Raw genomic sequence first — 14,171 nt, forward strand, 5'->3', positions numbered from 1 at the left:
TGACCGCATGTTAGAAGTTACGTCATCTTTAAGACGACCCGAATTCACGGCGTGGTGCGCCACAGACGCATCAGCCCCAAACGCTATTACGAAGGACTGGCCCTATGACTGAACAGCAAAACGCGTCGAATCCGCTCTTAAAACCGTTCGCCCTGCCACCTTTCTCTGCGATCAAGCCAGAACATATTGTCCCTGCGATGAAATCCGCTATCGAAGAAAGCCGCCAGACGATTGAACGCGTCGTCGCGCAGGGTGCGCCTTATACGTGGGAAAACCTGTGTCAGCCGCTGGCCGAAAGTGACGATCGCCTGAGCCGTATCTGGTCGCCGATCGGGCATCTCAATGCAGTGAAAAACAGCCCGGAACTGCGAGAAGCTTACGAGCAATGCCTGCCCATTCTGTCTGAATTCAGCACCTGGACCGGGCAACATGCCGGTTTGTATCAGGCATACCGTGATTTAAAAGACAGCGAACATTTCAGCACGCTGTCCCTGGCGCAGAAAAAAGCCATTGATAACGCGCTGCGCGATTTCGAGTTATCCGGCATTGGTTTGCCGATGGATAAACAAAAACGCTATGGCGAAATTTCCGCGCGTCTGTCTGAGCTGGGTTCGACCTACAGCAACAACGTGCTCGATGCCACCATGGGCTGGAGCAAACTCATCACGGATGAGAATGACCTGAAAGGTCTGCCGGAAAGCGCACTGGCCGCGGCGAAAGCGCTGGCGGAATCGAAAGAGCAGGAAGGCTGGTTGTTAACGCTGGATATCCCAAGCTATCTGCCGGTGATCACGTACTGCGAAAACCGTGAATTGCGCGAAGAAATGTACCGTGCGTTCGCGACCCGTGCGTCCGATCAGGGCCCGAATGCCGGTAAGTGGGACAACAGTGAAGTGATGGCTGAAGAACTGGCGCTGCGTCACGAACTGGCTCAGCTGTTAGGTTTTGATTCCTTCGCGGATATGTCGCTCGCCACCAAAATGGCCGAAAGCCCGAAACAGGTGATCGACTTCCTGAGCGGTCTGGCAACACGTGCGCGTCCGCAGGGCGAGCAGGAACTGGCGCAGCTGCGAGCTTTCGCCAAAGAACATTTCGGCGTGGATGAAATGGAAGCCTGGGATTTGCCGTTCTACGGTGAAAAACAGAAACAGCATCTGTTCTCTATCAACGACGAGCAGCTACGCCCGTACTTCCCTGAACAGCGTGCGCTGGAAGGGCTGTTCGAAGTGGTGAAACGCATTTACGGCATCACCGCCAAAGAACGTAAAGACGTAGAAACCTGGCACAAAGACGTGCGTTTCTTCGATCTGTTCGATGGAACCGGCGATTTGCGCGGCAGTTTCTATCTCGATCTGTATGCCCGCGAGCACAAACGCGGTGGCGCATGGATGAATGACTGCGTCGGCAGCATGCGTAAAGCGGACGGCGAACTGCAAAAACCGGTCGCGTATCTTACCTGTAACTTCAACGGTCCGGTGGGCAACAAACCGGCGCTGTTCACGCACAACGAAGTCACCACGCTGTTCCATGAGTTCGGTCACGGCCTGCATCATATGCTGACCCGCATCGATACCCCGGGAGTGGCCGGTATTTCCGGTGTGCCGTGGGATGCAGTCGAGCTGCCAAGTCAGTTTATGGAAAACTGGTGCTGGGAGCCGGACGCACTGGCGTTCATCTCCGGCCATTTCGAAACCGGCGAACCGTTGCCGAAAGAGATGCTGGATAAAATGCTGGCGGCGAAGAACTATCAGGCGGCGCTGTTTATCCTGCGTCAGCTGGAGTTCGGTCTGTTCGATTTCCGTATGCATGCGGAATATGACCCGGCCAAAGGCGCGCAAATCCTGCAAACGCTGGCAGAAATCAAGAAACAGGTTGCCGTGGTGCCGTCACCTTCATGGGGACGTTTCCCGCACGCCTTCAGCCACATCTTTGCAGGCGGTTATGCGGCGGGTTATTACAGCTATCTGTGGGCGGAAGTGCTGTCGGCCGATGCCTATTCCCGCTTTGAAGAAGAAGGGATTTTCAACCGCGAAACCGGTCAGTCGTTCCTGGATAACATTCTGTCGCGCGGCGGTTCCGAAGAGCCAATGGAGCTGTTCAAACGCTTCCGCGGGCGTGAGCCGCAGCTGGATGCTATGCTGCGCCACTACGGAATCAAAGGATAACCTCTGCCTGTGAGTGTGTGTTTACTGTGTGAAGAAGGCGCCGATGAAGGCGCCTTATCTGTTCTGGCGCAGCGCTGGAATCTGACGTCTGACCCTGATGCCGTGATGGCGCTGGTGCTGACGCCTGAACGTCTGGAATTACGCAAACGCGACGAGCCCAAACTCGGCGCGATCTTTGTCGATTTCGTCGGCGGCACGATGGCGCATCGTCGCAAATTCGGCGGCGGACGTGGCGAAGCGGTAGCGAAAGCCGTCGGTATCAAAGGCAGTTATCTGCCGGATGTGGTCGATGCGACCGCAGGACTGGGCCGCGATGCGTTTGTACTGGCATCTCTGGGCTGCAAAGTGCGGATGCTGGAGCGCAATCCGGTCGTCGCGGCATTGCTTGATGACGGGCTGGCGCGTGGCTATCGTGATGCGGAAATCGGTCCGTGGTTGCGCGAGCGCATGACGCTGCTGCATGCTTCAAGTCTGACCGCGCTTGCTGAGCTTTCGCCAAAGCCGGAAGTGGTGTATCTCGATCCGATGTATCCGCACAAACAGAAAAGTGCGCTGGTGAAGAAAGAGATGCGGGTGTTTCAGGGTTTAGTCGGCCCGGATGAAGATGCCGACGGCCTGCTGGAACCGGCGCGCCGCTTAGCGACTAAACGTATCGTGGTAAAACGCCCGGACTATGCCCCGCCAATGGCTGATATCGCCGCACAGGCCGCAGTTGTGACCAAGAGTCACCGGTTTGATATTTATACGCCGTTATAGAAAGCTGCCGTTGTTGTCATATCTCAACGAGATGAAAAAGAAACCAGAAAGCACTGCATAACGTTCTGGTTTCTTATTTTCATGCCTGATTACGCAAATCCTCAATAAACTCAGTGACTGGCACGGTTTTTTCGCGATCCCGTTGTGCCTCGTCGATCTTGTTTAACTGCTCAATCAGGATTTTTTTCATTTCAGCTTCTGCAAAGCGCGTGAGCAAATCCCTGACCATCGGCTGGTAACCAATCTGGTGATGTGCCGCGATAGTTTTCAGGTTATTGAGCAGCGACTTTTGCAGCCTGATTGAAATTGCCTGAAGTTCCATCATGTCATCGTACTCAGCGGCCTCAGACGGGGAAACCGCTTCTGCGTGTTCTTCGGATGCACCCAGTTCGCGGTTATCCCACATTTCTGCATTATCCTGAGCATCCTGGCGGGTCGTCATAATGTCTTCCTCTAAATTTGGAGCGTGACTGCCGATTTTCAAAGAGCACCTTTACTGGCGTAAATTCGCCTTTCAATTTCGTTAGGCTCGAAAGCTGATTTTAGCTGAGCCGGGAGCCCGTTATAGGGTGGCACAAAGCAAATTTTAAGTGTCCGGCCTCTGTTCGTTTCAGCAATAAACCACAAGGTGGGCGGCGTCGTCAGGTGCTTCTCTCGGGTATCCTTAAGGTAATTACCCTCACGGTTAGCAAAACATTCGAAGACCTCTTTCTCCACAACACTGTGCTTTACGAACAATTTCTCTTTCACTGCCGCTGAAAACTGGATTTTCATGATACATCCTGTATGAAAAACTTCATCCGTATATACCTGACATTTTAATTTATTATGTTTAATAAACAGACAGATATTGATTTTATGCAGATATGAAAACGTTCTGTATATACAAAATACGCTTTTGCTCAGGGATTGACCAGAATTCCAAGTTAAAATCTCATAAAAAATGCCCGCCGGTTTTCACCTGCGGGCATTTTTATGTCAGCGTTAACGCAATAATACGTCTTACGCTTCTTCTTCCTCATCGCGCAAAGGCACGATCAGCATGTCGATGTGAACGGTGTTGATCAGCTGACGCGCGGACGACATCAGTTTGCTCCAGAAATCCTGGTGATGGCCGCACAGCACTAAATCCACGCCATATTTATTGATGGCATCCACCAGCACCTGCGCTAAATCACCGCTGCCGCTCAGGGTTTCTGAAATCGGGTAACCGGCGTTTTGCGACAGTTCGTTCAGCGCGTGGTGCGTCTCTTCGGAAATGCGTTTCTGCATGTCGCCCAGATTGACGTCGATAAGACCGGTGTACAGGTCTGAATAGTTCACATCAACGTGGATCAGGGACACCTTGGCGTTATACGGACGCGCCATGGAAACCGCTTTCTCGACTAAAACTTTGCTCTCAGGTGAGAGGTCAACAGCAATCAGTATGTGTTTGTAAGCCATAAGAAAACTCCTTCCATAAGTCGGTTAATAGCAATATCAGCATCATGCGAATGTCATGACTTCAGTATAGCGCCAAAATGGTCAGAGAAATCAAGCATACAGATCCCATTTCGAAATCCGGGCATCTATAGATAGAAATAATATGAACAGTTCGGGATTCGTTTCCTACACTCAATAATGCAGGCTTCTCCTGCTTTGGCAATCTTCTGTGGTACGAAAAGAGGGCGGGCGCAGTTTGCCCGGGGGTGTGAAATTGCGGAAAGGCAGGGCGAAACGTCGGGTATGCGCCGCTATTTTACCGGTGCATTGCGTGGTGTCAGTTCGCCTTGAGGGGGAATCATGATCAGTCCCGTTGCGCTGTTTTGGGCTTTATGTTTTGTGTGTGTCGTGAATATGCTGCGCTATTACTCTTCTTTGCGCGCATTGCTGGTGGTACTGCGGGGGTGCGATCCGCTGCTGTATCAGTACGTTGATGGCGGGGGATTCTTCACGTCGCACGGTCAGCCGAGCAAACAAATAAGACTGGTGCGTTACATTTATGCTCAGCGCTATGTTGAACATCACGATCCTGAGTTTATCCGCCGTTGTGAACGGGTCCGCGGTCAGTTTATGCTGACAACTGCACTGGTCGGATTAATTTTAATCAGTATGTTAGCGATGCTGATCTGGTATTAGCATACCCTTCGTACTTGAAGCTGCAGTGGCGTTAGCGGCTCTCGTTCACCCGAATCACTGACTTGTGTCAGCTCATCGGGATTCTCTCGCTTGCTGCCTTGCTGCAACTCCAGTTACTTTGGTTATGAATTAGGGAGGATGTGTGGAAAAGGAAACAAAAAAGGCGACCGTGCTGAGCAGGGTCGCCTTTTTAATGCCGTTCAGAAAGCTATCAGATCAGCTTCAGCGCAAGCCAGTACAGCACGCCGGAAAGGACAATCGACACCGGTAGGGTTAAGATCCACGCCATTGCAATGTTCTTCACGGTCTTCGACTGCACACCGCCGCCATCCACAATCATGGTCCCTGCAACCGCAGAAGACAGCACGTGTGTGGTGGAAACCGGCATACCCGTATAGCTGGCAACGCCGATAGAAACGGCCGCGGTCAGCTGTGCAGACAAGCCTTGTGCGTACGTCATGCCTTTCTTACCAATCTTCTCACCGATGGTGGTCGCCACGCGTTTCCAGCCAATCATGGTACCCAGTGCCAGCGCCAGAGCGACAGCAATGATGATCCAGATTGGTGCGTATTCAACGGTTTGCAGAATGTCTGTTTTCAGCTCGCCGAGGAAGCGTTTATCCGCAGGAGAGGTTTCCGGCAGCTTGGCCACTTTATCCGCAGTATCAGAAACACACATCAGCAGACGGCGCATATGGCTGCGTTCTTCCGGTGCCAGGTCGCTGTAAGACTGAAGATTGGTCAGCAGTGTTTGCGCGCGGCCGATAGCGTCAAGTGCGTGGCTGCTGTCGCAATGGAACACTTTAGGCTCATCGGTCGGTGCGATATTGACGTCCGGTGCAGGCACCATTGGCGTCTGTGCAACCACGTGCGGCACGGCATCAACATGTTGCTGATAATACTGGCCGAGGTGAGTCACGGCGTCGCGGGTACGGGTAATGTCGTAACCGGTCGCGTTCATATTCACCACAAAACCTGCTGGCGCCACGCCAATCAGCACCAGCATGATCAGACCGATACCCTTCTGACCATCGTTAGCGCCGTGAGAGAAACTCACGCCGATAGCCGACAGAATCAGACCGGTACGTGTCCAGAATGGCGGCTTTTTCTTGCCGTCTTTCTTCTCACGTTCTGCCGGTGTCAGGTGGATACGGGCATGTTTCTTATTGCCACTCCAGTAACGGCGGAGCAGGAAAATCATGGTACCGGCGATAATCATCCCGACCAGCGGAGAGATAATCAGCGAAGCAAAAATACCAATCATTTTAGGGATGTTTAATGCATCGACCACGGACGTGTGAGTCATTAATGCATTGGTCAGCCCTACGCCAATGATGGCGCCGATAAGGGTATGGGAACTGGACGCCGGCAAACCAAAATACCAGGTGCCGAGGTTCCAGATGATCGCCGCCAGTAACATAGAGAACACCATGGCAAGACCATGTGCGGAACCTACATTGAGCAGCAGATCGGTTGGGAGTAGATGGACGATGGCATAGGCCACGCTCAAACCACCCAGCAGAACGCCAAAGAAGTTAAATACCCCTGCCATCACGACCGCTAATTGCGAACGCATTGCCCGGGTATAGATGACGGTTGCTACTGCGTTGGCCGTATCATGGAAGCCGTTAATCGCTTCGTAGAACAGAACAAACAGTAACGCGAGAATCAACAACGAACCGGTATGAATATCCAACCCGGCAAATAGATGCAGCATAATTGTTACGCCAGTTAGTGGTCATGAACGCCGCGCATTATCTGCGAGAACAGGGTGAGGGGAAAAGGAAAATATGACATTTTTTTGACTAAAAACAGTTCAATAATCGCGTCGGTTTCAATTAAATTTTTATTTATCAAAATCTTATTCCTCCTTTGCCAGCTGAAACATTTACTTACGACGTTCAGAAAGCAAGCTGTCTGACTGGTTTAAGACGCGTCTGTCCCTTACAATTCGCGCCACTCAGTGGGCAGCACGCCCGCTCAGAAGGGGGAAACCCTATCTAAAACGTAGTCGAATATTCATAAAGAGAGGCCGAAAGTGGAACAGGTTGATGTGGTCGTCATTGGTGCAGGTGCTGCAGGTATGTTCTGTGCGGCACAGGCCGGACAGGGTGGCTGCCGGGTTCTGCTGCTGGATAATGGCAAAAAAACCGGACGTAAAATCCTGATGTCGGGTGGCGGACGCTGCAACTTCACGAACCTTTACGCCGAGCCGGCGGCTTATCTTTCTGAAAATCCGCATTTCTGTAAGTCCGCACTGGCGCGTTACACCCAGTGGGATTTCATCGATATGGTCAACCGTTACAATATCGCCTGGCATGAGAAAACCCTCGGCCAGCTTTTCTGTGATGACTCCGCGCAGCAGATTGTGGCGATGCTTGATAAAGAGTGCGAAGCGGGTAACGTTGATGTGCGTCTGAGAAGTGAAATCACCGACGTTCAGAAAACGGAAGAAGGCTTTATTATCAACGTGAACGGCTCAACTGTGAGTACTCACTCACTTGTTGTTGCCAGCGGCGGACTTTCCATGCCGGGACTCGGCGCTTCTCCGTTCGGTTACCGTCTGGCGGAACAGTTTGGCCTGAAAGTGTTGCCGACCCGCGCCGGTCTGGTGCCGTTTACCCTGCATAAGCCGCTTCTCGAACATTTACAGACGCTTTCCGGCGTTTCCGTTCCTGCGGTGCTGACCGCCGAAGATGGTACCGTATTCCGCGAAAGCATTCTGTTTACTCACCGTGGCCTTTCCGGTCCGGCTGTTTTACAGCTTTCAAGCTACTGGCAGCCTGGTGAGTTTGTAAGTGTTAACTTACTTCCTGATGTCGATCTGGCGGCGTTTCTGAATACGCAGCGTCAGGAACATCCTAATCAGAGCCTGAAGAATACGCTGGCGATGCAACTGCCGAAGCGTCTGGTGGAATGCTTGCAAACGCTGGGACAGCTTCCGGATGTGACGCTCAAACAGCTGAACGTGCCGCAACAGGCCGCACTGGTGGAACAACTGCAAAACTGGCAGGTGCAGCCGAATGGCACCGAAGGTTACCGCACGGCAGAAGTGACACTCGGCGGTGTCGATACCAAAGAGTTGTCTTCTAAAACGATGGCGGCGGCGAAAGTCCCCGGTTTGTATTTCATCGGCGAAGTGGTGGATGTGACCGGCTGGCTGGGCGGGTATAACTTCCAGTGGGCCTGGAGTTCGGCGTGGGCGTGTGCGCAAGATTTGGTGGCGCAGCACAGTAAATAAGTTTTTTTTATTAATTGCCAGATGGTTACATGTCCGGTGGCGAGGTATATGTCACCATTCTGGTTGTAGAAAAACGGGTAACTGTAATTTCGCAGAATAATGCCCCATCATTTATTCTCTACTCCTTCAGTAACTGGATAATCCATTCCAGTCTCTCGTCATTTTTCGCCTTACTGTGGATATAAGCATAAATATCCAGAGTGTCTTCTTCCATCCAGGGGATTTCCACACTGCGCACGCCTAAATGCACGGGGATATGCTTTAACAGAAATGCCGGAAAGAACATCACAGCATCACTTTTTTCAATGCAGTAAATCATATTAATCAGTGAGTTAGACCTGTAACGGATATTCCTCTGATGAGACAGCCCGTACAGCTTTTCAGGAAGGTAAGCGCTGGTTTCGGCGGAGCTGAGAACGATATGCTCTTCTGCCATCCACTGCTTGTCGCTCAATTGGTTTTTTATCCTCGGATGTCCTTTCCGGCACAAACCCACTATCCGTGACTGAGCAATCTTTGTTGAAATGAACGAGTGGTTATGCCTGATGGCTGAGCCGATATCGATATCGACTTCTCTTGATACCAGTGCGGTACTACGCTGGTCTTCCAGCATGATACGGTTATTAAAGGTAAAATTTAACTCCTTGGGAAATTTACTATTTTTTAATAACTTATCAATCAAATAATATTCAATCATTGTATTGGTTCTGATAATAACGTTAGAAATTTCAGGTGGATCATCAGTACTTACCATCAAAGAATGGGATATTTCTTCATCAATATTTTTAAAGGAGGGATAAAGCTGGTTAGCCAGCGGCGTGGCTCTTAGTCCTTTAACAGATTTGATGAATAAGGGATCATCGTAATAATCCCTGAGTTTATTTAATGCATAGGTCAGCGTGGGCGATGATATTCCTAATGCTTGCGCAGATTTACTCATGCTTCGGGTTTCATACACCAGCACCAGCGTTTTGATGAGATTATAGTCAAATTTATTGTTCATTTTTCAGTTATTCTTCTTTTGATCAAATACTTAGTTCAGGTGATATAAAAAATTCAAAGCACGACTTCGAAAAACCTCTATTGTGTCTTATCCCAGAGGAATGCCTAATAACACCCGTTACCATGCTATTGAAAAGAAGGTGTAATGAAAGTCCTGACTGATAAACCGACATTTGAAAAATGGTTCGTAGAAGATTATTTGAATATTAATCATAACCCTATGAATTCCTCGATTCTCACGGATGAAGAATTGGACATCGCCCTTTCTGAATCTGCGCCAGAGTCATTCCCATGTCTGGTTTTCATGGGAGCTCAGGATATTTATTCTGATGGAAATCAGTTGCGGTATATCTACAAGGACGAGTTAAGGCTAATGCAAGAATTACTGGAAGGGAAAGAATTTACTCATTAAAAGTGGAACAAAATTATTTCAAAAGGATAACCAAAATATCCAAAGCGTATAAAAGTAGTTCTTATAATTGATTTGCTGAATGTATTCGAATGCAAAGGGCACTTTACTGCGCCCTTTGCATTCTGTCTGATCAGTGAGACACCCCGCCTCAGACCCTGCGACATCAGAACTCCCATCACTTGCACGGCAGAACCGCCTGGATGAGATATTAAATTTGTTATTTTGTGCTCAAAATTAATCAATCCTGCCTTCTGATTTTTTTTACTCAAAAAACTAGAAAATTCCTAACCAGAATGAATAAAAAGAGCCATTTGTTTAGTGATCATTGAGTGTTGGTGATTATTTGCCATTTTCTCCATCAAAATAATAGCGATGTAATCCATGTCAATCAGACTGGAAAAAGAGTTGAAAGCAAATATAAACAGAGAATGCGACTACTTATCACTTCTGGTTGGGGTTTTATGCTAATAAAATGTTAAATGATGGTGTTTAATTTTTAGTTGTTTGGTTTTTTACAGATTTATCTAATAAGTTTAGAAAATTCCTAAGTCCGCCCGCCCGACCGCCTCGCTATCGACATGTCAAAACAGCCTCACTAAGATTAGCCCGTGTTCAGGAGGATTAGGATTTTTCCTCAGAAAAGAATTAAAACGGAAAGTACTACCAATGGAATGATAAATGAAACAAACAGTTGTTATCCACTCTGGCTATTATGAGATGCTGACGCTCTCGTCGATCCTTAATCATGTCAATTCAAAAGTTAACTTGTTTTCTTCATTGAATGAGTTCTACGAATCTGGAATTGGCATGAGCGTAGACTGCATTATTATTGAGATAAATAATAACGTAGAAAACTTCAACTCTGTGATTAAGTTCATCCGGAGAATGGATTTTTTATACAAGCCGCCGCGCGTCATTGTAATCACTAAAATTGAACAATACGACAGACTGACACGCCTGGTTGAAGAGAACATTGATATGCTCATCTCTGAACAGGAAGAGTTGACGGTGCTGAGAAAGATGCTCATTACCGGTGTTGTTGACCTTAATTATCAGATGACAATCAGCCCCTATTTAAACAGAAAGAAAAATGAAGTATTTCATCCGGCGAGAATGTGTCTGACGTCAATGGAACGCGAAGTGTTATGTGAGATTAAAAGCATGAAGACCAATTCGGGTGTGGCGCAAAAAATGGGGAAGAGCAGTAAGACGATCAGTACCCACAAGCGAAATGCCATGAAAAAATTGGGGCTTAAAAATTCGATAGATTTGTACAAGTATCTGATGCAGTGATCAGGGCGCAGATTTTCTTACCCGGATACTTCGAAAAGTCGTCTTTATAAGGCAAAAAAGCTATCGATAAACGATAGCTTTTTTTATAGATGAAATACTGAAATCCGGGTGTCACACGGAATGATTGAGCACACGATTAAGGTAGCGAAACAGCTCTTTGGTACTTTTAAGACCGAGCTTTCTCATCGCGCTGTATTTGTAGTAATAAAGGTTAGAAATTGGAATTGTCGTGATTTTCTCAATACTTTTCATTCGCTGGTTCTTTGACAGGCAGCGGAGCAGAATGGCTTCGTTTTTACTGAGCAAATAGTCCTCAAGAAAGGGTTTGATTGAGTCGTATTTCCCTTTCAATAAGCTGTCAAAGAAGAAGTATACTTTCGAGAATGAGTTCTCTTTACATACGCAAAAGTCAGCTAACTTACTGTTAACAATGATGTTATCACTGAAGATGATGACTTTGCTTTCCTGCTGTGTTTTAGATTTTAAATTATAGATGAATTTATCAATATTAAACTCGAAGCTGATCTCACCTGGTTCCAGGATATAAACGTCGAAGTTTTCAGCATGTTTATCCAGCGCATCTTCCGCACTGATATGATTGAACGTAATACCTGAAGTTGTGCGGATTAAAGAAAAGAGGTTTTTTAACCCTACATATGTCAATGTGCATGAGTCAATAAGTGCAATGCGCATCATTAATCCATTCCTTTAAATGCATCGGCTTCCGTAGAGATCATTGCGTATACCTGATAATACATCTCCGTTATTATTACCAAATAAGCTTTCCGGTATACTATCGGGTAAGAATGCAATCGTCAACGTAACCAAATATGATCATCTTATTATCATGTAAATAAACTTTGTGAAACCCATAGTGCAACTGACTGATAATAGATGGTATTTTTTCTATTGCTGACAAAATAAATTACGTGTCTAGGAATATTTTTAATTTCTTCGTTTAATACTTAAACATTCTTAAGTTAATGTACAAAAACTGACACTCTTAGACACCAGAAAAGAAAACTGCTGCGACCCGCCTCACTACTAATTTAACTGATTTAACAGACGTTAAAATCGTTGTTTTGAAGATCACCTCATCAAAAAAAATGCCCTTCAGATAAGGCCATGAATTTTCGTTTCATGAAACTTTCGAAAGAATATCGGATGAAATCTCTGCGAAGGTTGTCCATTTTATCTCGCAATGGCGATAACCCGGTGGCTAATACTTAAGGAGGATTGTCAGATGATGATTAATCATTATTGCGGGCGATGATAAGATGTTTTTACATTGTATTTAAATCATTGTTAACAAAATGTTGCTTTTAATCTGTGGGTGAAAATTTGTTTTTATTCTCTCCTTTTCCATCGGATCACGGTCATGAATGCCTGTTAAAGGGGAAATAACAGGGATTTATTTGTAAGGATTTTGCAAATTATCCTAAGATATGACTGAGTTTTGTAAAGCTATCAATCAAAATGATGCCAGTTTTCACTGTAAATCCGCCTTTCAGGCGATCAGATTTTTCCCTTTTTTATTAAAAACAACATACTGATTTATAACATTAATCACATTCACCTAATGAATGTAAGCATTAGGATTTTTCCACCTTCGTGAATGTATTTCTGCTTACTTACGTAATTTTTGACCACTTTTTCTGCAGCGCGAAGATTGTAATAATGAGACCGGAATCACAGGAAACAGGGGGCTGGAGGACTGTGCAATGGCTGTACGAGGACGTTCTCCCTAAGGATAATGACAGGAGTGTCAGATGAAAAAGTGGTCTAAGATTATTGCCATACCGTTAAGCATTTTGGGGGTGTTACTGACATTCCCTGGCGTGGTCTTTGCAAATGTTTCAGAAAATGTCAACGCGTGGGCTAACGCACCTGCGATGAGAGGGCTCGATTCTGTTGATCTGAAATCAACTATCTTGCAGGCATTTTCTCGCAGTCCTTCTGTTACGCAGCAAGCCTATCAGCTGGGTATCGGCCAGGCGCAGATCCGGGAAGCGCAAAGTGCGTGGTATCCGCAGGTGGGTCTGACGGCGAATACCGGCAACTCAACCCAGCAGGATTTTTCTAACAGCCTGAATAATGCAGCTGCCTATGGTCTGACACTTTCTCAGCTGGTTTATGATTTTGGCAAAACAAATGCCAATGTCAGCCAGCAGAAATCAACGCAGGAAAGCTATCGCTATAAATTACTGGCGACAATGTCTGACGTGGCCGAACAAACCGCGACCGCGTATCTGGACGTATTAAAATATCAGGACCTCACCCGCACGGTTGAGGAAAATATTCGTGCTCTGGAAGACGTCAGAAGAATGTCTTCATTACGTGCAGACGCGGGACTCAGTACCCGTTCCGATGTATTGCAGGCGCAATCACGTATTTCAGGGATGCGTTCAACGCTGAAACAATATCAGGCGAGTTTATCGGCGGCCAAAGCGCAATTAGAATCGCTGACCGGTGTGAAGGCTAAATATTATCAGCCATTTACCGCCAGTGATTTTGATAATCCGGTTGTGCCGGAGAATATCGATTATTCGAAAATCCCTACCGTTTTATTTGCACAGACACAGCAAGAATCTGCCTCTTATGAAGTCAGTAAAGCCAAATCGGATTATTTGCCGACGCTGAGCTTGCAGGCCAGCCGGACGCGTTACGAAACGAATAATAACCCGTACTGGAATAACCAAATCCAGTTACATGTGGATGCGCCGCTCTATCAGGGCGGGGCCGTTTCTGCACGCGTGAGTCAGGCTGAAGGGCGCAAAAATATTGCCGCGACGCTCGTTGATCAGGCCAAGCTGGATATCTTGCAAAAAGCGTCAGTAGCTTATGCCAACTGGGCGGGCGCCGAAGGGCAGGTGCAGGCCAGCGCGGCACAGCTACAGGATTCAATCCGCTCGCGCGATGTGTACAAAAGCGAATATAAACTTAACCAGCGCACGCTGAATGATTTACTCAGCGTAGAGCAGGACGTCTTCCAGGCTGAGTTTTCACAAGTCAGCGCCAAATACGACAGCTGGTATTCACTGATTAATTACACGACGGCGGTAAATAACTTATTGCCTCAGCTTGGAATTAGTCAGGGCGAGAAACAGTCGTTACCCGATCTGAAATAACCTGCAGTTAAATCAACAACAAAAATGTTTTTTAGCATTGAAACAACACCTCACAT

General features: G+C 47.4%; 13 protein-coding genes. 7 read left to right on the forward strand and 6 right to left on the reverse strand.

The window, feature by feature from the left end:
• The first annotated feature begins 104 nt into the window (after nt 1-104).
• Both prlC and rsmJ read left to right on the forward strand, forming a co-directional pair.
• Nucleotides 105-2,165, forward strand: coding sequence for an oligopeptidase A (gene prlC / locus ACM615_RS21695; protein WP_431012513.1), 2,061 nt, complete (start codon nt 105-107; stop codon nt 2,163-2,165).
• 9 nt (nt 2,166-2,174) lie between these two features.
• On the forward strand, nt 2,175-2,921 hold the full coding sequence (gene rsmJ, locus ACM615_RS21700; RefSeq protein WP_112288047.1) for a 16S rRNA (guanine(1516)-N(2))-methyltransferase RsmJ: 747 nt from the start codon (nt 2,175-2,177) through the stop codon (nt 2,919-2,921).
• 79 nt (nt 2,922-3,000) lie between these two features.
• Here the strand turns inward: rsmJ and ACM615_RS21705 are convergent, their stop codons facing one another.
• The 3 genes from ACM615_RS21705 to uspA form a co-directional block, all read right to left on the reverse strand.
• Nucleotides 3,001-3,363 (reverse strand): hypothetical protein, encoded by a 363-nt coding sequence (locus ACM615_RS21705; protein ID WP_112288046.1) that lies wholly within the window; start codon nt 3,361-3,363, stop codon nt 3,001-3,003.
• A gap of 38 nt (nt 3,364-3,401) precedes the next feature.
• Nucleotides 3,402-3,695, reverse strand: coding sequence for an ADP-ribosyl-(dinitrogen reductase) hydrolase (locus tag ACM615_RS21710; RefSeq protein WP_113876939.1), 294 nt, complete (start codon nt 3,693-3,695; stop codon nt 3,402-3,404).
• Nucleotides 3,696-3,923: 228 nt separating this feature from the next.
• Complete coding sequence (uspA, locus tag ACM615_RS21715; RefSeq protein ID WP_014333460.1) at nt 3,924-4,364, reverse strand: universal stress protein UspA; 441 nt, start codon at nt 4,362-4,364, stop codon at nt 3,924-3,926.
• A 339-nt stretch (nt 4,365-4,703) separates the two neighbouring features.
• On the opposite strand from uspA, the gene uspB reads away from it, so the two are divergent.
• Nucleotides 4,704-5,039: a universal stress protein UspB gene (uspB, locus tag ACM615_RS21720; protein ID WP_112288044.1), complete on the forward strand. Its 336-nt coding sequence runs from the start codon at nt 4,704-4,706 to the stop codon at nt 5,037-5,039.
• A 211-nt stretch (nt 5,040-5,250) separates the two neighbouring features.
• Here the strand turns inward: uspB and pitA are convergent, their stop codons facing one another.
• Complete coding sequence (pitA, locus tag ACM615_RS21725) at nt 5,251-6,756, reverse strand: inorganic phosphate transporter PitA (RefSeq protein ID WP_112288043.1); 1,506 nt, start codon at nt 6,754-6,756, stop codon at nt 5,251-5,253.
• A gap of 321 nt (nt 6,757-7,077) precedes the next feature.
• Between pitA and ACM615_RS21730 the strand changes: the two genes are divergently transcribed.
• Nucleotides 7,078-8,280 carry an NAD(P)/FAD-dependent oxidoreductase gene (locus ACM615_RS21730; protein WP_431012514.1) on the forward strand — a complete coding sequence of 401 codons (1,203 nt, stop codon included), beginning with the start codon at nt 7,078-7,080 and terminating at the stop codon, nt 8,278-8,280.
• Nucleotides 8,281-8,398: 118 nt separating this feature from the next.
• Here the strand turns inward: ACM615_RS21730 and ACM615_RS21735 are convergent, their stop codons facing one another.
• On the reverse strand, nt 8,399-9,283 hold the full coding sequence (locus ACM615_RS21735) for a LysR family transcriptional regulator (protein ID WP_431012515.1): 885 nt from the start codon (nt 9,281-9,283) through the stop codon (nt 8,399-8,401).
• A gap of 144 nt (nt 9,284-9,427) precedes the next feature.
• Between ACM615_RS21735 and ACM615_RS21740 the strand changes: the two genes are divergently transcribed.
• Both ACM615_RS21740 and ACM615_RS21745 read left to right on the forward strand, forming a co-directional pair.
• Nucleotides 9,428-9,694: a hypothetical protein gene (locus tag ACM615_RS21740; protein ID WP_113876942.1), complete on the forward strand. Its 267-nt coding sequence runs from the start codon at nt 9,428-9,430 to the stop codon at nt 9,692-9,694.
• Between the two features lie 678 nt (nt 9,695-10,372).
• Complete coding sequence (locus tag ACM615_RS21745; protein WP_113876943.1) at nt 10,373-10,987, forward strand: helix-turn-helix transcriptional regulator; 615 nt, start codon at nt 10,373-10,375, stop codon at nt 10,985-10,987.
• A gap of 111 nt (nt 10,988-11,098) precedes the next feature.
• Here the strand turns inward: ACM615_RS21745 and ACM615_RS21750 are convergent, their stop codons facing one another.
• Nucleotides 11,099-11,683 (reverse strand): hypothetical protein, encoded by a 585-nt coding sequence (locus ACM615_RS21750; protein WP_132966434.1) that lies wholly within the window; start codon nt 11,681-11,683, stop codon nt 11,099-11,101.
• A 1,073-nt stretch (nt 11,684-12,756) separates the two neighbouring features.
• Here ACM615_RS21750 and ACM615_RS21755 point away from each other — a divergent pair.
• Nucleotides 12,757-14,115, forward strand: a complete 1,359-nt coding sequence (locus ACM615_RS21755; RefSeq protein WP_431012516.1) for a TolC family outer membrane protein — start codon at nt 12,757-12,759, stop codon at nt 14,113-14,115.
• Nucleotides 14,116-14,171: the final 56 nt, after the last annotated feature.

Origin of the sequence: Rahnella sp. PAMC25617, from assembly GCF_050606005.1 — a bacterium.
In the GTDB taxonomy this organism is placed as follows: domain Bacteria; phylum Pseudomonadota; class Gammaproteobacteria; order Enterobacterales; family Enterobacteriaceae; genus Rahnella; species Rahnella variigena.